This window comes from Embleya sp. NPDC050154, assembly GCF_044460165.1.
Lineage (GTDB): Bacteria > Actinomycetota > Actinomycetes > Streptomycetales > Streptomycetaceae > Embleya.
In genome coordinates this window covers 1-20758 of sequence record NZ_JBITJP010000021.1, presented here as the reverse complement: position 1 = coordinate 20758, position 20758 = coordinate 1, and the positions used below count along the sequence as shown (strand labels likewise).

19 protein-coding genes and 1 pseudogene are annotated in these 20758 nt (G+C 68.6%); 10 read left to right on the top strand and 10 right to left on the bottom strand.

Features of this window, described 5'->3' with window-relative positions; translation table 11 throughout:
* The first annotated feature begins 17 nt into the window (after positions 1-17).
* Positions 18-522 (top strand): annotated as a pseudogene (locus tag ACIBSV_RS35130) (SigE family RNA polymerase sigma factor).
* A gap of 9 nt (positions 523-531) precedes the next feature.
* Complete coding sequence (locus ACIBSV_RS35125) at positions 532-1443, top strand: hypothetical protein (protein WP_395870371.1); 912 nt, start codon at positions 532-534, stop codon at positions 1441-1443.
* Positions 1444-1542: 99 nt separating this feature from the next.
* On the opposite strand, the gene tgmC is transcribed toward ACIBSV_RS35125, so the two are convergent.
* From tgmC to ACIBSV_RS35100, 5 genes are all read right to left on the bottom strand, one after another.
* Positions 1543-2682 (bottom strand): ATP-grasp peptide maturase system methyltransferase, encoded by a 1140-nt coding sequence (gene tgmC, locus ACIBSV_RS35120; RefSeq protein ID WP_395870369.1) that lies wholly within the window; start codon positions 2680-2682, stop codon positions 1543-1545.
* Between the two features lie 187 nt (positions 2683-2869).
* Positions 2870-4060: a methyltransferase domain-containing protein gene (locus ACIBSV_RS35115; protein ID WP_395870367.1), complete on the bottom strand. Its 1191-nt coding sequence runs from the start codon at positions 4058-4060 to the stop codon at positions 2870-2872.
* Positions 4061-4067: 7 nt separating this feature from the next.
* A complete protein-coding gene (locus ACIBSV_RS35110; protein ID WP_395870365.1) occupies positions 4068-4202 on the bottom strand; it encodes a hypothetical protein in 135 nt (44 codons plus the stop codon).
* Between the two features lie 186 nt (positions 4203-4388).
* Positions 4389-4565 carry a DUF397 domain-containing protein gene (locus ACIBSV_RS35105; RefSeq protein ID WP_395870664.1) on the bottom strand — a complete coding sequence of 59 codons (177 nt, stop codon included), beginning with the start codon at positions 4563-4565 and terminating at the stop codon, positions 4389-4391.
* Positions 4566-4576: 11 nt separating this feature from the next.
* Positions 4577-5431, bottom strand: coding sequence for a helix-turn-helix domain-containing protein (locus ACIBSV_RS35100; protein ID WP_395870363.1), 855 nt, complete (start codon positions 5429-5431; stop codon positions 4577-4579).
* Between the two features lie 200 nt (positions 5432-5631).
* Between ACIBSV_RS35100 and ACIBSV_RS35095 the strand changes: the two genes are divergently transcribed.
* The 4 genes from ACIBSV_RS35095 to ACIBSV_RS35080 all read left to right on the top strand — a co-directional run bounded on the left by ACIBSV_RS35095 (position 5632) and on the right by ACIBSV_RS35080 (position 8490).
* Positions 5632-6132, top strand: coding sequence for an ATP-binding protein (locus ACIBSV_RS35095; RefSeq protein WP_395870360.1), 501 nt, complete (start codon positions 5632-5634; stop codon positions 6130-6132).
* 156 nt (positions 6133-6288) lie between these two features.
* Positions 6289-6996 (top strand): hypothetical protein, encoded by a 708-nt coding sequence (locus tag ACIBSV_RS35090; protein ID WP_395870358.1) that lies wholly within the window; start codon positions 6289-6291, stop codon positions 6994-6996.
* Positions 6997-7410: 414 nt separating this feature from the next.
* The gene (locus ACIBSV_RS35085) at positions 7411-7962 is read left to right on the top strand and encodes a peroxiredoxin (protein WP_078976832.1); all 552 of its coding nucleotides are present in this window, start codon (positions 7411-7413) and stop codon (positions 7960-7962) included.
* 3 nt (positions 7963-7965) lie between these two features.
* A complete protein-coding gene (locus tag ACIBSV_RS35080) occupies positions 7966-8490 on the top strand; it encodes a carboxymuconolactone decarboxylase family protein (RefSeq protein WP_395870356.1) in 525 nt (174 codons plus the stop codon).
* A gap of 329 nt (positions 8491-8819) precedes the next feature.
* On the opposite strand, the gene ACIBSV_RS35075 is transcribed toward ACIBSV_RS35080, so the two are convergent.
* Entirely contained in the window at positions 8820-10127 is a 1308-nt protein-coding gene (locus ACIBSV_RS35075; protein ID WP_395870354.1) for a TetR/AcrR family transcriptional regulator, read from the bottom strand.
* A 321-nt stretch (positions 10128-10448) separates the two neighbouring features.
* On the opposite strand from ACIBSV_RS35075, the gene ACIBSV_RS35070 reads away from it, so the two are divergent.
* Entirely contained in the window at positions 10449-11609 is a 1161-nt protein-coding gene (locus tag ACIBSV_RS35070; protein ID WP_395870352.1) for a steroid 3-ketoacyl-CoA thiolase, read from the top strand.
* A gap of 97 nt (positions 11610-11706) precedes the next feature.
* Here the strand turns inward: ACIBSV_RS35070 and ACIBSV_RS35065 are convergent, their stop codons facing one another.
* The 4 genes from ACIBSV_RS35065 to ACIBSV_RS35050 form a co-directional block, all read right to left on the bottom strand.
* Positions 11707-12429, bottom strand: a complete 723-nt coding sequence (locus ACIBSV_RS35065; protein ID WP_395870350.1) for a transglycosylase SLT domain-containing protein — start codon at positions 12427-12429, stop codon at positions 11707-11709.
* Between the two features lie 400 nt (positions 12430-12829).
* Positions 12830-14146 (bottom strand): PhoH family protein, encoded by a 1317-nt coding sequence (locus ACIBSV_RS35060; RefSeq protein ID WP_395870348.1) that lies wholly within the window; start codon positions 14144-14146, stop codon positions 12830-12832.
* 291 nt (positions 14147-14437) lie between these two features.
* Positions 14438-15199 (bottom strand): isoprenyl transferase, encoded by a 762-nt coding sequence (locus ACIBSV_RS35055; protein ID WP_360311901.1) that lies wholly within the window; start codon positions 15197-15199, stop codon positions 14438-14440.
* A gap of 220 nt (positions 15200-15419) precedes the next feature.
* Positions 15420-17228, bottom strand: a complete 1809-nt coding sequence (locus ACIBSV_RS35050; protein WP_395870346.1) for a phosphoenolpyruvate carboxykinase (GTP) — start codon at positions 17226-17228, stop codon at positions 15420-15422.
* Positions 17229-17473: 245 nt separating this feature from the next.
* Between ACIBSV_RS35050 and ACIBSV_RS35045 the strand changes: the two genes are divergently transcribed.
* From ACIBSV_RS35045 to ACIBSV_RS35035, 3 genes are all read left to right on the top strand, one after another.
* Positions 17474-18139: a hemolysin III family protein gene (locus ACIBSV_RS35045; protein ID WP_395870344.1), complete on the top strand. Its 666-nt coding sequence runs from the start codon at positions 17474-17476 to the stop codon at positions 18137-18139.
* Positions 18140-18312: 173 nt separating this feature from the next.
* A complete protein-coding gene (locus tag ACIBSV_RS35040; protein ID WP_395870342.1) occupies positions 18313-19911 on the top strand; it encodes an MFS transporter in 1599 nt (532 codons plus the stop codon).
* On the top strand, positions 19883-20512 hold the full coding sequence (locus ACIBSV_RS35035; RefSeq protein WP_395870340.1) for a TetR family transcriptional regulator: 630 nt from the start codon (positions 19883-19885) through the stop codon (positions 20510-20512). Before ACIBSV_RS35040 ends, ACIBSV_RS35035 begins: the two co-directional genes overlap by 29 nt.
* The last annotated feature ends 246 nt before the right edge of the window (positions 20513-20758 follow it).

The window sequence follows — 20758 nt, the reverse complement described above, 5'->3', positions numbered from 1 at the left end:
ACACCAAGGGGGCGGAGATGCCGACGGCGGGACAGCGAGATTTCGAGGAGTACGCGCGAGCGCGCCAACATCAGCTCTATCGCACCGCGTACCTGTTGTGCGGCGACGCCGACCGGGCCCAGGACCTGGCCCAGACCACGTTGGCCAAGCTGTTTCGGCACTGGAGGCGGGCGAGCCGCGCGGAGAACCTGGACGCGTACGCCAAGACCGTGCTCAGCCGCACCTTCCTGAGCGAGCAGCGCGGCCGGCGGCGGGAAAGGGCGGCGCACGAACTGGCCTCCGAGACGCACACGGTCGAAGGGCACCCGGATCTGCGGCTGACCCTGCTCGCGGCACTGGCGACGCTGCCGCCCAAGCCACGCGTGATGGTCATCCTGCGCTACTGGGAGGACCTGAGCGTGGAGAACGTCGCCGCGCTGTTGCGCTGTAGCACCGGCAACGTCAAGAGCCAGTGCGCCCGTTCGATGGCCAAGCTCCGGGCCGAACGTCGGAGACCTCCACCTGTACGCGACGGAAAGCTGAGGAATCGCCATGCCGCGTGAAGACGGTACGGATCGGGAGTTTCGGCTGGTGCTGGATCGAGCCACGGCGGAGTTGCCTCCGCTGCCCGACCTGGTCCCGGGCGCGGTGCGCCGGGGCCGCCGGCTCCGGCTGCGCTCGCGCGCGGTGATGGGCGCGGTGGGCCTGGGTTCGGTCGCCGCGATCGCCGTGCCGACCCTGCTGCTCGCGCCGTGGGCCGGCACCGACACGACCCGGGCGGGCGGCTCGCGGTCCGGCGAGTTGCCGTTGATCCCGGCGAACTGGCCCACGGACCAGCCGCTGGCCGCGCCGACGACGGCGTATCCGACGGTGCACGTCCCGCCGACGGAGAAGGGCAAGGTCAAGGAACCCACCCGGGCCGAGGCCGAACTGCGCTACGCCTTCAAGCAGAAGCTCGCGGACGTGCTCACCGGGTTGTTGCCCGCAGACGCGGGCCGGATGGTGATCCCGGACGACGGCATGAACTCCTACCGGCTGGTCTCGGGCGACAAGACGTACAACATCACCGTCCGGGTGGACTCGCAGATCGACCCGGCCGGGGCCACGGCGCAGGCCGGGCCGGGCGACGACGCCTGGTTGGCCGGAAACAAGCCGTGCGCCGAGCGGGCGCCGCAGAACCCGCCGCTTCCGTGCGTCGACGGGCGGCTGCCGGACGGAAGCGTGATCTCGGTGGGTCACATCGCGACCGCGAAGGGCGGCGAATCCGGTGAGAAGGGAGCGGCCGCGGCCCCCTCCACCCCGATCGCGCACTTCGAATATCACGGTGCCCAGGTGATGTTCACGCTGTTCCGGGACGAGCGCACCGACTCGGCGCCCCCGGTGGGCAACGAGCAGGTGCTCCGGGTGGTCACCGATCCCACCTTCCTGGAGGCGGTCGACTTCTGGCGCACCCACCCGATGTGAGACTGATCGGAGCGTGGTTTCCCGGGCGCCGGTGAACAGTTGCGTCCTTCGGCGAATGAGCCGTCGGCGCCCGGGCCCCGCGCCGCACGAGGCACCCTTTCAAACGGGAAGCCGCCAGGAGGGACCATCAGGCCCGATGATCCAAACGGTTTGGGTGAGGTCGGCAGCCACGGTGAGCCCGAACTCGGACTGGTCGGGCGAACCGGCCTCCTGCCACGCGGTGAGCCCATCCTCCACCTGATCCCACAACCGAAGCGGGCCATGCTGATGGACGACGTGGCCGCCGCCGGTTTCCTCGGTCCAAGCCTGCGACCCGGTAGCGACGTCCCAAAGGATCAAACCGTCCGCCGAAGTCATCAACTCTGCGGATGGCGCCGCCAGTTGGGCAACGAACGCTCCGGTCCACCCCTCGATCAGGTCGGGATCGACGCGACAATCGCGGGTCATGCCCTCATACCGATGGAAAACGGGATGGGGCGGCCGCTCGTGTGGGCGCGCGAGCATATAGGAGACCGTGTCGCCGACGAACCGGCCCGAAGCGATGTCGTCGTCGCCGAGGGTGAGCCGCACCAGCCCGGAGGCGGGCAACCATCCGCCGAGGGTGGTCGTGACGCTGCCGGAGTCGGTCACCTGCCACAACCACGGGACCGGGACATGCCGCACCGAACACGTGGCGATGACCGCGTCGTACTCGGCCCCCGCTTCATGGCCAAGAAGCCCGTCACCTACTACGAGGTTCGGTTCATACCCGGCCGCGCGAAGATTTCCGGCAGCCTGCCGAGCGACGCCGGGGTCGTACTCGATCGACGTGACGTTCACGTCCCCGAGCCGATGGCACAGAATCGCAGTGGAATATCCCGTCCCGGTCCCGATCTCCAGCACCCGGTCACCGTCCCGAATGCCCGCCACCTCCAACATCCGCACCACCAACGACGGCAATGTCGACGAGGATGTGGGGCTGCCCGCCACCGGCCCTTCGACGTCGGCGACATGAACCCCATCCACCTGGGTCACCCACGTCTCATCCGAGTAGACGAGCCGCATCCACGCGTCCTCGCCCACCTTCGCCCGCCGAACGGGCTCCCACCGACTCCCACTGGGCCGAAACACGGCACCACCGAGGAAGCTTTCACGCGGAACCGCCTCAACCGCCGCGCGCCACGCCGGATCGACGGACCCGCCCTTCGCGGCGACCTGCTCGGCAAGAGCTTGCCGCGAGGAAACGCAATCACCGATCATCTCGGCCAGGGCTGATCGATTGGCCCTCGTGGGTGACCACGACCCGAAGCTGCTCGACGGGTGGTAATCCTGCCGCGCCGAGACGCTCGATCATGCGCATGTCGAGTTCCGCAGCTACCGAATCCACGTTGCCTCTCGGTCGCACTGGGCGGACGGGGGGTTCGACGAGGGCGGGGTTCGCCGGGGTTCAGTGGTGTCGGAGGGGAACGGGATTGCGCGGGTCGTCCAGCCAGAGTTGTTCGGTGCCGGTCGCGTCGACGGTGAGGCCGAAGCGGTGGAAGTCGGGGCGACCTTGGTCGTCCCACCAGCGCCAGGCGGTTTCGAGTTCGGTCCACAGGCGGCGTGGGCCGGATTGGGCGATTTCGAAGCTGTCGGCGCCGGGAATGTGGTCGGCGGTTGCCCAACTGGTGACGTCCGTGTCGAACAGCCAGAGGCGGTAGGGCTCGTCACCACTGGTTCCGCCGCCGGTGATGTCCAGGAAGACGCCTGGGACCTGCACGCCGATCGCGAACATCGCGATCCAATCGCCGACATCGTCGGGCGAGAGAGTGGTCACCGCGCGTTCGGCGGCTGCGGGCCATGGGTCGGTCAGGTAGCGCGAGCGCGGGGGCTCGATCTTGCGTTCCTGGCGCATCCGCATGAAGGCCGAGGACGAAACGAAGTGGCCCGATGCGGAACCGTCTCGGCCGACGACGAGGCGGGCGATTCCTTCGCCACCGTAGAACGGACCCCATGGCGTCACGACGACTCCGCCGGGTCGTGTCTGTGCTGTCCAGGCAGGCGGGATGTGGCCCACGGACGCGGTGGCGATCACCCGATCGAACGGGGCGAGGTCTGCGCGTCCCACCCGACCATCGCCCACGAGACAACGCGGCTCGAAGCCTGCCGATGCGAGGCGCTTGCGGGCCGAGTGCGCAACGTCCTGATCGACTTCGATGGTGACGACGTTTCGGGCGCCGACGCGGGCGGAGAGCAGCGCTGCATTCCACCCCGTCCCGGTGCCGATTTCGAGGACTCGATCGCCGTCCTCGACGCCCAGCGCGTTGAGCATGGTGAACACCATGGTCGGCATGCTGCTCGAAGACGAAGGGAGCACGCCCGTTCCGAGTCCGTCGTAGGTGCCGTCGTCCCATTGCGTCGTGATCGGTACGTCGCTGTGCACGCTCGCCCACCACGCGTCGGGATCGTCCTGACGAACCAGACGGCCCCCATGCCGCACACCGTTTCCGCTCCCCGGCCAGATCACGTCCGGCACGAAGAGGTGTCGAGGCGCGACTCGGAGGGCCGACGCCCATTCGTCGGCCAGTACGCCGCTCGCGATGAGCCCGGAGGCCAGTCCATCCGGTCCGGCCTCGGGGCTGATCTCGTCCTGCGTCATCTCGTCCTCAGGGCTTCGGTTGCGCCGGTGCCGGATTCTGGCCGTCGCTGGGGTTTCCGTGCTCCCCCGGCCCCTTCCCTCCGTGCTTGTTCCCGCTGTTGCTGTCGTTGTCCTTGTTGCCCTTCTGCGGGTCGCTGCCCATGCGAACACCTCTCGTGATGCAGCGGATACTTTCTGTGAGTGTCGGCTCGGTGAAGCCCATGCCGCAAGAGGTAAAACACAATTCGTGACCCGAAATCGAGTGCACCACTCTTTCGAGTGACGCCGATGCCATGTCAGCAGGCAAGAGCCCTCCGTAACCACGGAGGCCATAGGCATTCGGGACCGCCTACTCCTGGATGACCCTCAGGAGCGAGACCCAAGCGGCGGAAGTGAACAGGTGGGCCGGACCGTTGGCTACCTTCGAGTCACGCACGCCGGCGAAGCGCCCGAAGGATGCAACCTCGACGCAGGAGGACTCCCCACCACCGCTGTAGCTCGACTTCCGCCACTGGCTTCCGAGCATTCCGGAGTCCCCTACGCGCATTTCAGGTCCTTCGCTATTTTTTCGATGAGTTCACGGGACTCGCTCGGCGGCAACGCACCTGCCGTGATCCGCCTGAAGGCCCGGTCGAAGTTCGCAACATCTGCCGGGTCTTCGACGAAGAGCCCGCTCGTACTTGTGTCTTCATAGGCAACGTCCGGCTCGCCCGCCTGAAAGCTGAGCAGGTTGAACGGACCCTCGATGGCAGCGTAGAGACTCGAAACAAGCGGCAGCACCTGGATCTCGAGGTGCTGAAGGTCGGACAACTCAATCAGGTGGCGGAGTTGCTCGATCCGCACACTCGCGTCACCGATGGCATGCCGGAGGGCGGCCTCCCCAATGACGAACCACAGTTCGACGGTTCGGCCCTCGCGCCAGACATTTACCTGCCGCTGCTGACGCACCCGCACCAAGGCGTCCACCTGAGCCGGGTCCGTGACCCGCTCGGAGACCTTGTAGATCGCTCGCGTGTATCCCTCGGTTTGGAGCAGTCCAGGCACAAACTGGGTCTCGAAGACTCGGATCGCGGTGGCCTCTTCCTCCAGGCTCACAAAGGACGCGAACGTCTTCCCCAGCGAGTATTGAACCCACCAACCCCGACGCCGCGACTCACGGGCGGCCTTCACCATCTGTTCGACTTCGTTGGGATCGTCGACACCGTAAAGGTCGAGCATCATGCGCAAGTCGCTGGGCCGCACACCCGAGCGCCCCGTCTCGATGCGACTCACCTTCGAGTCGTCGCACTCCAACCGGGCCGCCACATCAGCCTGATCGAGCCCTGCGGCCAAACGCAGCCGCAACAGCTTGCTTGCCAGTTGCCTTCGCCGCACGGTCGGCGCGTCAGCCATCTCATCCCCCTCGCATGCGAGTTCCAGGCAGCAGTGTGACTGGAGAGACCATCACAGCGCCAAAGTTGTCGAGTTTCTAGTTACGACTTGCAATTTACATTCCTGACAAGTCATGCTCAGGCTGCGTCGCCACTCACGCACGGTCCGCAATCTCGCACTCTGCGCGAGATGGCTCTAGCGACTCGCACCAGGAGTGATGCATGGGTTCATCGCCGTCCAGCCTCTCCCTCACCCTTCTCGACCAAGACGCCCAACCCACGCCCGAAGCGGAGTTGATAGCCCGGCTGACCACGCGGATCGATGCCGAGTCGCTGCGGGGGCTCGTGGACGGCGTCGTCGGATTCGTCGGGGGCGACTGCGACACCGCCTTCGAGGTTCGGGTGTGTCTTGCCGAACTGCACAGCAACGCGGTTCGGCATGCCGGTGGGGCGACTCGGGTGCGGGTCTGGCGGCTGTCGACTGCGAATCGACTTCTGGTGGCCGTTGGGGACAAGTACCCCCGTCCGCCCCGGCGTTGCGCAGATCCGGCCCTGGACGCCGAGGGCGGGCGCGGGCTGGTGCTCGTGGAGGCGCTCGCCTGCGCCAACGGCCATGTGGTGCATGCGGCCGGGAAGGACGTGTGGTTCGCCGTGGCGATCGCGCGCCGCCCATCACGGACGCACCCACGATCCGCGACGGTCACCGGCACACACGGCCGTTGAAAGTCGCCTCGCTGCGCGCGTGACACTCCCCCGCGCACCGAGGTCCTACGCCGCCCCGCCCCACATCACGGGACGGGCGGAGGGGGTGGGGGCGACCTGGACAGCTGACCCCACCCCCGGCGTGCCCAACACAAACAGAGAGGACACGGGTCAACGATGACAGATGATCTCGCAGGTATCGGCCGGCGCGACTCGGGCGGTCGCTCGGCGCTCGAACGGGTGCCGGATCGGCGGATGCGGTTGCCGATTCCCGGACCTGGTCGGGCCGTTCCCAAGGCAATGGGCGCATCCGCCGCCGTCGTGTGGACGGTCTTCGGCACCTCGACCGCGCTCGTGCGCCTCGACCGCCCGCTCCGGGCCGCAGTCCCCGACGGGACGGGCGAGGCGACGACCACGCATGCCATGACCCCGACGCAACGGGTCGCGGGATGGTCGACCGGCGAGGAGATCACCAAGGCCGCCGCGTTCGTCGCGCGCTATCGGGACGCGTGGTGTCGGGACGGCCACACCGGACGCGAGGGCATCCTCACCGCCGTGAACGGGCGAAGCGCCTACCTGCGCGCCAAGAGCGGGGTCGAGTTCACGTGTCGGCTGCCGGCCCTGGTGGTCCTCCGACTCCCACCCCCGCGCCTGTATCGACGGGTGCGTTACGTCGGCAAGGACGATGCGGCCCGCCGCCCGCCAGGGGAGATCACCGAACTGTGGGCGGTCTCGAACGGCACCCTCGCCACCGTGCAACCACCCACCGGTCCCGCCTGGTTCGCCTTGCTCGCCGACCTCGAACGAGACCTGCCCACCGGGCCCGTGGCCGAGTGGGACGACCCGCCGTTCGCCCCCGACGCGCAGGCGAGCGGGCGTACGTGACCACAGGAGCCGCGCCGAACGATCCCGGCGCGGCGATGCCAGGTTCGCCGTAGCGCCGCCGCCCCCATCACCATGCGTAAGCCAGCCCGTCACCCACTCGGCGCACACGACGCAGGCCCGCCAACGCCCGCCCCGTCGATCGCAAGATCATCGCAATGTCCCGATTCGGTGTTCGACCGATCGGCGCGTATGCTCCTCCTCCGCCGCCCACGGTGACCCCCGATCGGCGGTCGAACGTGCGAGCGTGTGCGTTGAGCTGGGCATTTCCCGCCACGCACGCACTGATAGGTGATCACGATCAATGGTTGAGGTATTGCTTATTTCATCTATCAATTTGGCCGTGGCATCGTGATCACCGTACGTCCGACCGGGCTGGTGAACCTGCCAGTCCGGCCCCTTCGCGGAGGAGATCCAGTGCTTACTGTCGGTAACCAGTTCCCCGAGTACGACCTCACCGGCGTCGTGTCGCTGGAGGCGGACAAGGCCTTCGAGCAGATCACCAACAAGTCCTACGACGGCAAGTGGCGTGTCGTGTTCTTCTGGCCGAAGGACTTCACGTTCGTGTGTCCGACCGAGATCGCCGCGTTCGGCCGCCTCAACGAGGACTTCCAGGACCGCGACGCGCAGTTGCTCGGCGTATCCGTGGACTCCGAGTTCGTGCACCTGGCCTGGCGCAAGGACCACCCGGACCTGACCGACCTGCCGTTCCCGATGTTGTCCGACCTCAAGCGCGAGCTGTCCTCGGCCGCCGGCGTGCTCAACGCCGACGGTGTCGCGGACCGCGCGGTCTTCATCATCGACCCGAACAACGAGATCCAGTTCGTCATGGTCACCGCCGGCTCGGTGGGCCGTAACCCCGACGAGGTCCTGCGGGTCCTCGACGCGCTGCAGACCGACGAGCTGTGCCCGTGCAACTGGCAGAAGGGCGGCGAGACCCTCGACGCCGCCAAGCTGATGGACGCCTGATCCATGGGTCTCGACGTCCTGAAGGCCGCTCTGCCCGAATACGCCAAGGACCTCAAGCTCAACCTGGGCTCGGTCGTCGGCAACTCGAAGCTCGCCGAGCAGACGCTGTGGGGCACCGTCCTCGCCTGCGCCATCGCCACGCGCAGCCCGAAGGTGCTCGCCGAACTCGAACCCGAGGCCAAGAGCCGACTGTCCGACGAGGCGTTCACCGCCGCCAAGGCCGCTGCCGCGATCATGGCGATGAACAACGTCTACTACCGCTCGATGCACCTCATCGGCGACCCGGAGTACAGCAACCTCCGTGCCGGGCTGCGGATGAACGTGATGGCCAACCCGGGTGCCCCGAAGGCCGACTTCGAGCTGTGGTCGCTGGCCGTCTCGGCGATCAACGGCTGCGGCCGGTGCCTGGAGTCGCACGAGCAGGTCCTGCGCAAGGAGGGCGTGCCCCGCGAGACGATCCAGGAGGCGATCAAGATCGCCGCCGTGATCCACGCGGTCGGCGTGACGCTGGAGACCGACCAGGGCTGAGCACGCCCTGATCGCCCACCGGCGAACACCCCACGGCACCATGGCACCACAACGCCGGAAAATCACGAGAGCCCGTCCCCATCCGGGGGCGGGCTCTCGTGCGTCCGCGCCCGCGCCGCGCGCTCATCGCCGCGCGCGCGAGCGGGACACCGGACGAGAGCGAATCACCCACCGCGAACGGGTCACCCACAAGGCACCCGTCGCCCACCACAGCCGGGTCAGCCCACGCAGCCGAGTCACCCGCCGAAGCCGAACCGGCCCAGGACCGGGCCCGGGCCCGGACCCGGAGCCGGACCCGAGACCGGGCCCCGACACCCCATACCGCGCGCTCACGCCGCCCCCATCCCCACCAACGCGACCTCCCGGTACAGCCCCACCGCGTCCCGGACGCCCATCCCGCGATAGATCCGACTCCCGGTCGAGATCGCCGTGCGCAGCACCCGCTGGGTGAACACCGGGTCCAGGTCCGGGTGAAAGTCGCCGGAGCGAATGCCGGCGGACAGCGCCCGGGTCCAGGTTTCCGAGACCTTCGCGCGCTGCGCGGCCAGTCGGCTCGCCGGCAACTCGTCGCCGCGCACCTCGTTTATCGCCAGCACGGTGGACACGCCGTGGCACGCGTGCGCCTCCACGGTCCGCCCGATCAGCCCGGCCAACCGCTCCACCGGGGTCGGCCGCGCGGCCGCGTCCTTGTCGAACGCGGTGCGCAGGTCGCCGAGGAACTCGCCGAGCAGTTCGGCCAGCAACTGCTCCTTGGAACCGATGTGATGCGCGAGGCTGCCGACCGGTACGCCGGCCAGGTCGGCGATCCGACGCACCGTGGTGCCCGCGTACCCGTCCTGTTCGAAGAGCAGGTTCGAGGCGATCCGAATCCGGGTGCGCGCGTCGGTCCGGCGCGGCACCCGGGCCATCCGACGCTCGACCTCGACCCTGGCGTCCTCGACGGGGCCGACCCGACGCAGCGTCGGCGCCGCGTAGCGGGCCGGGCCGAGCAGATTGCAGATCCGCTGCGAGGCGTAGCGCCCGGGCCGCACGATGCCGCGCACGAACACGTCCACCAGACGTCCCGCGGCCGCGTCCGGGTCGTAGCGCCCGCTCGGCCGGTACCACTGCGCCATCCCCCACACCGCCGATTGCAGCATCAGCGACAGCAGTACGGGGTGCAGGTCCCGACGCAGGCTGCCGTCCTCGATGCCCCGGCGCAGCACCCGGCCCCACAGGATGGACGCCTCGGCGGTGCGATCGGAGAGCCAGACGAAGCCCTCGCTGCGGGAGAGTCGCCGCGACTCGCCGACCACCACGATCGCCGCGTCGGGGCTGTTGCCGATCACTTCGAGGCTGTCCCGAAGCAGACCGCGCAGCGTCGCGATCGGCTCGTCGCCGCGCTCGACGGTGGCCCGCTGGCGGCTCATGATGTCGGCGAAGAAGGTGTCGAGCACTTCCAGCAACATCGCTTCCTTGGACGGGAAGTGGTGGTACAGGCTGCCCGAGAGCATGTCGGCGGATTCGGCGATCTGGCGGACCGTGGTGGCCCCGTAGCCCCGCTTGGCGAACAGCGCACAGGCGTGTCTGATGATCTCCGCGCGTCGATCCGCTCGCGGCCTGATGTGACGCTCCGCACCCGCTCGATCGCTCAACACGTGCCAAGCGTAGTACGCCTGGGAATCCCATGCGGAATCTCACGTTCCGGTAGTCCCTCTCCGCCCCACCGGCCTCAACGAACCCACCCGCCGCAAGGGCACGGGGCGATCCGGCGCGGTGCGGAGGAACGCGGATCGGGCGGAGCCGGCGATCGGGAGATTCCCAGGTTCCGGGAGGATCGAGAGCCCCGGTGTCACCCCGATCATATCCTTGACTTAGTCATACACCTGGGGCAGGGTGAGATCAGGCTGGATCAATGCGTCGCCACCCGTGGCCCGGCCCCGAGGACCGGCCACACAGGACTCGCTAGGAGCGACCTCATGGGCAACCCCGTCATCGTCGAAGCCGTGCGCACGCCCATCGGTAAGCGCAACGGCCGGCTCGCCGGTCTGCACCCGGTGCAGCTACTCGCCGCCGCCCAGCGCGGATTGATCGAACGGGCCGGGATCGACGCCGAACTCGTCGACCAGGTGATCGGCGGCTGCGTCACCCAGGCCGGCGAGCAGTCGGGCGACATCGTCAAGCACGCGTGGCTGTACGCCGGACTGCCGACCCGCACCGGCGGCACCACGATCGACTGCCAGTGCGGATCCGCTCAGCAGTCGGTGCACTTGATCGCCGGTTTGATCGCGACCGGCGCCATCGACGCGGGAGTCGCTTGCGGCATCGAGTCGATGAGCCGCAACCCGCTCGGGCACACCGCCAAGCCCGGCCAGAAGTCCAAGCCGGAGGACTGGGCGATCGACCTGCCCGACCAGTTCACCGCCGCCGAGCGGATCGCCCGCAACCGGGGCATCACCCGCGCCGACGTGGACGCGCTCGGCGTACGCTCGCAGGCCAACGCCAAGCGCGCGTGGGAAGAGGGCCGGTTCACGTCGCAGGTGATCACGGTCGAGGCCCCCGTACTGGACGCCGAGGGCAAGCCCACCGGTGAGACCGTCCTGGTCGACCGCGACCAGGGTCTGCGGGACACCACGATCGAGAGCCTGACCAAGCTCAAGCCGGTGTTGCCGGACGGCATCCACACCGCGGGCAACTCGTCGCAGATCTCCGACGGCGCCGCCGCGCTGCTGATCATGGACAAGGACAAGGCCCGCGCGCTGGGCCTGCGTCCGCGCGCGCGGATCGTCGCCCAGGCGATGGTCGGCGCCGACCCGCACTACCACCTGGACGGTCCCAACGACGCGACCGAGCGGCTGTTCGCCCGCTCCGGGATGTCGATGTCCGACATCGACCTGTTCGAGGTCAACGAGGCGTTCGCGTCCGTCGTACTGTCCTGGGCCCAGGTGCAGAAGGCCGACCTGGACAAGGTCAACGTCAACGGCGGCGCGATCGCGCTCGGCCACCCGGTCGGCTCCACCGGCGGTCGACTGTTGACCACCGCGCTCCACGAACTCGAGCGCACCGACAAGCAGTTCGCGCTGGTGACGATGTGCGCGGGCGGCGCCAACGCGTCCGGCACCATCATCGAACGCATCTGAGTCCCGGTCGGCCCCGGACACGATCGAGCCCCGCGCGCCGGACGGCGTGCGGGGCTCGACCCGTGTTCATGGGCGAGTCGATCGACTCGCGGCCCACTCAGTACCAGTGGTGGCTCTGCCAGAACGTCCACGCCTGGCACGGGCTGCCGTAGCGCTCGTTCATGTAGCTCAGGCCCCACTTGATCTGCGTCGCGGGGTTGGTCCGCCAGTCGGAGCCGGCCGAGGCGTACTTGCTCGCGGGCAGCGCCTGCATCAGGCCGTACGCGCCGGACGACTTGTTCGTCGCGTCGACCCGCCAGCCGCTCTCCTTCGTGACGATGTTGCTGAAGCACGTGTACGCGCTCGCGCTCATCATCGACTTGGCGATCGCCTGGGCATCGGCGGCGGACGCCGACACCTTCTCCACCGCGCCGCGGTTGTCCGAACGCGCCGCGCGCTCCTGGGCGGCCTTGCGGTCGGCCTCCGCCTTGTCGGCCGCGGCCTTGTCCGCCGCCGCCTTCTCGGCCGCGGCCTTCTCCGCGGCGGCCTTCTCGGCGGCGTCGCGCTCGGCCTTGACCCGGGCGGCCTCCTCGGCCTGGACCCGCTGCGCCTCGTCGTAGGCGGCGGTCTGCGCGTCGGCCTGGTGGGTGATACCAGTGCTCAGTTGCTGCGCCTGGGGGGCGGCAGGAACCTCGAGAAGCTTCGTGGTGCTCGCTTCGTCTACCGTCTGGGCGTCGGCGGACGCGGAAACGCCCGTGCCACTGAATCCGACGACGGCGCCAACGGCCGTGACAGCGGTGGCGGACGCCACGGCTATCCCCCGAACCGAGATCCGGCTCACACACGTTCCTTCCGGCAGGCGCGCACCGCGAGCGAAGCGGCGAACGAGTCCAACCCCCGGTCTTCCCACACTCCCGGAGGGAGTGTTTCGGCCCCGGCGCCGAGTGGTTCACTCGGCGCGTGCGTGGGCGGCGTACAGCAGGTCATGTGTTGAGTTGTCGGGCACAGCCGTACGCGGGGGTCTTACAAGTCCAGCAGCCTGCCTCAGCCAAACATTCGGAAGCAATTTCCCGGGGCGTGGCGAACATCACAACTCCCGGAACGGCCAAGCCTTTTCCCTTTTCACCCGAGACCGTTTCCACCCGGAATATGCGGACACGGCGAGACTCCGCCGTCGACGTCTCGAAGCAGTCGAGACGTCGACGGCGGGGCCGGTCGAACCGTTCCCACCAGGGCATCCGTCAGCCCGGCAGGTCCTCCAACATCTCGGTCACCAGGGCCGCGATGGGCGAGCGCTCGGACCGGGTCAGCGTCACGTGCGCGAACAGCGGATGCCCCTTGAGCTTTTCCACCACCGCGACCACCCCGTCGTGCCGACCGACCCGCAGGTTGTCCCGCTGCGCGACATCGTGGGTGAGCACCACCCGCGAATTGCTGCCGATCCGCGAAAGCACGGTCAGCAGCACGTTGCGCTCCAGGGACTGCGCCTCGTCCACGATCACGAACGCGTCGTGCAGCGACCGGCCTCGGATGTGGGTGAGCGGCAGCACCTCCAACATCCCGCGCGCGACCACCTCCTCGATCACGTCGGACGTGGTGACCGCCGACAACGTGTCGAAGACCGCCTGGGCCCAGGGGCTCATCTTCTCGTTCTCGGTGCCGGGCAGGTAGCCGAGCTCCTGGCCGCCGACCGCGTACAGGGGACGGAAGACCATCACCTTGCGGTGCTGATTACGCTCCAGCACCGCCTCCAGGCCCGCGCACATCGCCAGCGCCGACTTGCCGGTGCCCGCCCGGCCGCCCATCGACACGATGCCGATGTCCGGGTCGAGCAGCAGGTCGAGAGCTATCCGCTGCTCGGCGCTGCGTCCGTGCAGGCCGAACACGTCCCGGTCGCCGCGCACCAGGCGGACCTGCTTGTCGGCGGTGACCCGGCCCAGCGCCTTGCCGCGTTCGGACACCAGGACCAGTCCGGTGTGGCAGGGCAGGTCGGCGGCCTGCTCGATGTGGGTGCGATCGTGCTCGAACAGGGCGTCGATGTCGGCCGCGTCCACCTGGAGTTCGGCCATCCCCGTCCAGCCCGACGTGTTCACCAGTTCGGCGCGGTACTCCTCCGCGCTCAGTCCCACCGCGGATGCCTTGACCCGCATCGGCACGTCCTTGGACACCAGCGTCACATCGTGTCCCTCGGCCATGAGGTGCCTGGCCACCGCCAGGATGCGCGAGTCGTTGTCGCCCAGCCGGAATCCGGGTGGGAGCACGGTCGCGTCGATGTGATTGAGCTCCACCCGCAGCGTGCCGCCGGATTCCCCGATCGGTACGGGGGCGTCCAGGCGGCCGTACTGCGTGCGCAGTTCGTCCAGCATCCGCAGCGCGTGACGGGCGAAGTAACCCAGCTCCGGGTGGTGCCGCTTGGCCTCCAACTCGGTGATCACGACGACGGGAAGAACCACCTCGTGCTCGTCGAACTTCAAGAGCGCCGACGGATCGGCAAGGAGCACGCTGGTGTCGAGGACATACGTCCGGTGCTGCGGAGCACGGCGTTGGATCGTGGCCACGGAGTGCCTCGCCCCCTCTCAGGGCACGCGCACCGTGCGCCCTGATCGCTCGGAGTCCGGGCCCCGGCCCGAAGGCCGGGTGCCCGGCCCTCCTGTCGCCGTGAACTGTGGAGCCTGTAGTGCACGGAAGGGCCTCCCGGGCAGGTGACGGGGTGTCACCCACATAGCGCACCGGCCCACATGATGTGTGCCGGCCCGACGGGGTTATTCCCGTCCGAGGGGACTCCAACACAAACCGGATGATCACATGCCGATGGAATCCCGGCTCTGCGCAGGCACGATGACGAGGCGTCAGGCGCCGTAGCGGCGATGCCGGGCGGAGTAGTCGCGCAGCGCCCGGAGGAAGTCGACCTTGCGGAAGTCCGGCCAGAAGGCCTCGCAGAAGTAGAACTCCGAATGCGCGCTCTGCCACAACAGGAAACCGGACAGCCGCTGTTCACCCGAGGTTCGGATGACCAGGTCGGGATCGGGCTGGCCGCGGGTGTAGAGGTGCTCGGCGATGTGCTCGACATCCAGCACCTCGGCCAGTTCCTCGATCGAGGTGCCCTTGCCGGCGTGCTCCACGAGCAGCGAGCGCACGGCGTCCGCGATCTCGTGCCGACCGCCGTACCCGACCGCGACGTTGACGAACACGCCGGTCAGGTCCGCGGTCTCGGTCTCGGAGCGCTTGAGCACCTCGCGCGTGTGTTCGGGCAACAGGTCCAGTGCGCCGACCGGGTGCACCCGCCAGCGCCGCGCGGCGGCCAGATCGGTGACCGCGTTCTCGATGATCACCATCAGATCGGCCAGTTCCTCCGGCGGCCGATTGAGGTTGTCGGTGGACAGCAGCCACAGCGTGACCACCTCGACGCCGACCTCTTCACACCAGGTGAGCAGCTCGTGGATCTTGTCGGCACCCTTGCGGTGTCCCTCGGCCACCTGTTCGCCGTACGCCTTCGCCCAGCGGCGGTTGCCGTCCAGGATGACGCCGACGTGACGCGGTATCACCGTACGGTCGAGCGACGCCTCGATGCGCTTGCCGTATGCGCCGTATGCGAGGTCCCGCAGGCCCATGTCCACCTGCTCCTCCGTCCGTGATCACCCGCGCCGAAAACCCTACTCCCGTCCGACACCCGCTCGACATCACGCGGCGGAGGGCGGGCGTGAAGATGCGGTGAAGGTCGGCTCGCGGACGGCGTGTCGCGCGCTCATCCGAGGGTGGCTTTCCGAACGCCGAGGGCCCGGCGGGAGAGATCCCGCCGGGCCCGGAGCGTACCGGTATTTCGACGTCGAGTCAGCCTCGGTCGTCGAGTCGCGCGACCAGCTTGTTGTACTCGTCCCACAGTCCCTGCGGGGTGTGCGAGCCGAACTTCTCCAGGTGCTCGGGGACCAGCGCGGCCTCCTGCTTCCAGATCTCCCGGTCCACGCTCAGCAGCAGGTCCAGCTCGGCGTCGGTGAGGTCCAGACCCTTCAGGTCCAGCGACTCGCGCGTCGGCAGTACGCCGATCGGGGAGTCCACACCGTCGGCGAGCCCTTCCAGGCGCTCGACGATCCACTTGAGCACGCGGCTGTTCTCACCGAAGCCGGGCCAGACGAACTTGCCGTCGGCGTCCTTGCGGAACCAGTTCACGTAGTAGATCTTCGGCAGCTTGTCCGCCGAGGTGGCCTGGCCGATGTCCAGCCAGTGCGCCATGTAGTCGCCCATGTTGTAGCCGCAGAACGGCAGCATGGCGAACGGGTCGCGGCGCAGCTCGCCGACCGTGCCCTCGGCCGCGGCGGTCTTCTCCGACGCCACGTTCGCGCCGAGGAAGACACCGTGCTGCCAGTCGAAGGACTCGGTCACCAGCGGAACCGCGCTGGCCCGACGACCGCCGAAGAGGATGGCCGAGATCGGCACACCCTTGGGGTCCTCCCACTCGGGCGCGATGGTGGGGCACTGCGACGCGGGGACGGTGAACCGCGCGTTGGGGTGGGCGGCGGGGGTCTCCGACTCGGGAGTCCAGTCGTTGCCCTTCCAGTCGATCAGGTGCGCGGGCTTGTCCTCGGTCATCCCCTCCCACCAGACGTCGTTGTCGTCGGTGAGCGCGACGTTGGTGAAGACCGAGTTGCCCCACATGGTCTTCATCGCGTTGGCGTTGGTGTGCTCGCCGGTGCCCGGCGCGACTCCGAAGAAGCCCGCCTCGGGGTTGATCGCGTACAGCCGGCCGTCCTCGCCGAACCGCATCCACGCGATGTCGTCGCCGACGGTCTCCACCTTCCAGCCCGGAATGGTCGGCTGGAGCATCGCCAGGTTGGTCTTGCCACACGCGGAGGGGAAGGCGGCGGCGATGAACTTCGGCTCGGCGCCCGAGGGAGGCGTGAGCTTCAGGATCAGCATGTGCTCGGCCATCCAGCCCTCGTCGCGCGCCATGACGGACGCGATCCGGAGCGCGTAGCACTTCTTGCCGAGCAGGGCGTTGCCGCCGTAGCCCGAGCCGTAGGACCAGATCTCCCGGTCCTCGGGGAAGTGCGTGATGTACTTCTCGCTGTTGCACGGCCACGGCACGTCCGCCTCGCCCTCGGCGAGCGGGGCCCCGACGGTGTGCACGGCCTTGACGAACTCTCCGTCGGTGCCCAGGAAGTCCAGCACCGCCTGACCCATCCGGGTCATCGTGCGCATCGAGACCGCGACGTAGGCGGAGTCGGTGATCTCCACGCCGTAGGCGGACAGCGGCGAGCCGACCGGACCCATGCAGAAGGGCACCACGTACATCGTGCGGCCACGCATCGAGCCGGCGAACAGGCCGCCGAGCTTGGTACGCATCTCGGCCGGGGCTATCCAGTTGTTGGTCGGACCCGCGTCCTCCTCCTTCTCGGAGCAGATGTAGGTCCGGTCCTCGACGCGTGCGACATCCCGAGGGTCGGAGGTCGCGTAGTAGCTGTTGGGGCGCTTGTTCTCGTCGAGCTTGCGGAAGGTGCCCTTCTCGACGAGGAGGTCGGCGAGGCGCTGGTACTCCTCTTCCGAACCGTCACACCATTCGATTCGGTCGGGCTGAGTCAGCCGGGCGATCTCGCTCACCCAGTCGAGCAGCTGCCTGTGTTTCGTCGGGACCTCGTTGGCCACGATCGCTCCATTTCGCGCCTGGGACGGCGAGTCCCCGGCGTCGGGGTTGAGGGTTGCGGGGATTTTATCCGGTCATCCGAACGCGGAACCGCCCGGGACAGGTCCCCACCTGGAAGTTGTGCCCCGTACCGGACCGAAAACCCCAAAGACGTGCGGTTTCGCGCCCCTCCGGGACAAGATCTCCCGTGATGCGTCTCACTTCGTACTTACCAGTAACCTACGTGGGCGTAAGTACACTCGGCGACATGAGTGTGGACGCGCACGCCTTGACGGCGCCCTTGACGCCCATCAAACCCAAGCTGCGCGGATGGATCCACGCGGGGACCTTTCCCCTCGCCGTGGCCTCCGGCATCGTCCTGGTCGCCTTGGCCGGGGATACCAAGTCCCGCATAGCGTGTGGTGTGTTCGCGCTGACCGCGGCGATGCTCTTCGGCACGTCCGGGGTCTACCACCGAGGCAACTGGGGACCGCGCGGCGAGGCGGTGCTGCGCCGACTCGATCACGCCAACATCTTCCTGATCATCGCGGGCACCTACACCCCTTTGACCATTCTATTGCTGGGCAAAAGCGATCAAATCCTGCTCTGGGTGGTGTGGATCGGGGCGCTCGCCGGGATCGGTTTCCGGGTCTTCTGGATCGGCGCGCCACGCTGGCTCTACACCCCCATCTACGTCGCGCTGGGCTGGGCGGCGGTGTTCTACCTGCCCGAGTTCATGCGCGAGGGCGGCGTCGCGGTGGTGGTCCTGGTGATCGTCGGCGGCGTGCTCTACAGCCTGGGCGCGGTGGTCTACGGGATCAAGCGACCCAACCCCTCGCCGCAATGGTTCGGCTTCCACGAGGTCTTCCACGCCTTCACGCTGCTCGCCTTCGCGAGCCACTTCGTCGCCGTGGCCTTGGTGGCACTCGACTGATCGTTCCCCACTCATCGGCCCGAAGGCCCACGACTCCGAACGGAGTCGTGGGCCTTCGGGCTTTTCCGGGTTTTCCCCCGAGCTTGGGCTGCTCTTTGCCGAGGAAGTTGACTGTCACTAGATTTTGAAAGCTACTGTCATAAGGCAGATGCACTCAATAGATGGAGACTGTCATGAATGCGACGAAGCATGAGCCGAATCGGGCGAACGAAGCCGACGGGCCGCCCGACCCTCGGCGGTGGTGGGCGCTGGGCGCGCTGGTGGTCGGACTCCTGGTGGTCGGCCTGGACACCACGATCATCAACGTGGCGATGCCGACGATGAGCGAACAACTGGGCGCGAGCACGGGCGACCTGCAGTGGATCGCCGACTCGTACATCGTGGCGTTCGCGGCGCTGATGCTTCCGGCCGGACTGATCGGCGACCGCTACGGCCGGCGCCGCTTCCTGCTCGTGGGGCTCGCGATATTCGGCGTCGGCTCGGTGGTCGGCACGCTGGTCGGCTCGGTCGAGGGGGTGATCGCGGCGCGTGCGCTGATGGGTATCGGCGGAGCGTTCATCATGCCGCTGTCGTTGTCCATCCTGCCCTCGCTCTTCCCGGCCGCCGAGCGCGGCAAGGCGATCTCGGTCTGGGCCGCGAGCACCGCGCTGGGCATCCCGCTCGGCCCGATCCTGGGCGGGCTGCTGCTCGAGCACTTCTGGTGGGGCTCGGTGTTCCTGATCAACATCCCGATGGTCGGACTGGCGCTGTTCGTGTGCGGGTTCCTGCTCCCGGTGTCGCGCTCGGCCGACGCCCCCAAGGTGGACATCGCGGTCACCGTGCTGGTGGTCACGGGGCTGACCACGCTGATCTTCGCGCTGATCGAGGCGCCCGAGTGGGGCTGGGGCGACGCGCGTGTGCTCGCGCTGTTCGGCGCGGCGGTGCTGATCATCGCGAGCCTGGTGGTGCGCGAGACCAGGGCCCCGCGGCCGATGATCGACCTGGGCCTGTTCCGCGACCGCAACTTCCTGTGGGCCACGATCGCCGCCCTGGTGCCGTCCTTCGCGATAGCCGGCGTGTTGTTCCTGGTCCCGCAGCGGTTCCAGGCCGTGGACGGTCACAACGCGTTCGGCACCGGCCTGCGGCTGCTGCCGCTGCTGGCCGGACTGTTCGTGGCCTCGCTGGCGAGTTCCAAGCTCGCGGCGCGGTTCGGCTACAAGGTGGTCATCCCCAGCGGCCTGTTCGTGCTCGGCTGCGGGCTGCTGCTGGGCGCGACCGGCTCGGTGCACGACGGGTACGGGTCGATCGCCTGCTGGCTCACCGTGACCGGCCTGGGCCTGGGCCTGTCGCTGGTGCCCGCGATGGACGCGTGCATGGCCACTCTGGCGCCGGAGCGTACCGGGATGGGATCGGCCCTGGTGCAGACCCTGCGTCAGATGGCGGGTGCGCTCGGGGTGGCGATCCTGGGCAGCGTGCTCGCGTCCGCCTACCTCGACCGGATCGACACCACCGGACGCCCGGGCCCGGTCGCGGACGCCGCGCGCGACTCGATCGGCGGCGCGGCCAAGGTGTCGGCCCACGGCGCGGACCCGGCACTGCTGGACTCGGCCCGCGAGGCGTTCGTGCACGGCATGAACCTGAGCCTGCTGATCTGTGGCGTCAGCGCACTGGTGCTCGGCGTCGCGGTGGCGACCTTCCTGCCCCGGCGCATCGCCGACGCACCGGCGCCGGCGGCGAGCCCGGCCGGACCGGGAGAATCGAGGCATGACCGCGAAGGAGTCCTCCATCCGTGACCTGGCCGCCTCGCCCGTAGGACTGCGCGAGCGCAAGAAAATCAAGACCCGCCAGGCGATCCGCCGGGAGGCCTACCGGCTCTTCCGCGACCACGGCTACGACGCGACCACCGTCGACCAGATCGCCGAGGCGGCGGAGATCTCGCCCAGCACCTTCTTCCGCTACTTCCCCAGCAAGGAGGACATCGTGCTCACCGACGAGTACGACCCCCTGATGGTGGAGATCCTGCGGACCGCGCCCGAGGGCATGAGCCTGCTCCGGGTGATGCGCACCGTCATCCTGGACACGCTGCGCGAGATCCTGGAGGAGGACCGCGAGGAACTGGTCACCCGGATGACCCTGATCCTGGAGGTCCCGGCGCTGCGCCGGCGCAACTACGAGCACCAGATGCAGACCTGGGCGATGATCACCGAGGCGTTCGCCGCCGGGACCGGACGTTCGGCCGACGATCTCGAACTACGGGTCGCCGCCGCCGCGATCGGCGCGGCACTGGCGGAGGCGATCGTGGGGTGGACCCGCGACGGCTGCACGGGGGACCTGGTCGCGCTGGCCGACGAGTCCCTGGGCCTGTTGGAGCGGGGGTTGGGGGACAGCCCGTGAGAGCGCGGCGGCGCCCGTCGGCGCGCCGGTTGCATGCCCGCTACGCGGTCACGGTCGAGCCGTCCGCTACGCGCCCGGGATGCACGTCCGCTACGCGCCCGCCACCCCCACACCACACCACCAAGCGGCCCACCCAGCGCCCAGCCCGGCTCCGGCCCCGGCCGCGCAGCGGACGTGCGACCCGCCCCGTAGGGGCCGAGCAACCCGGCTCGGAGAGACCGGCCCGACCCCGAACCCGTAGGGGAC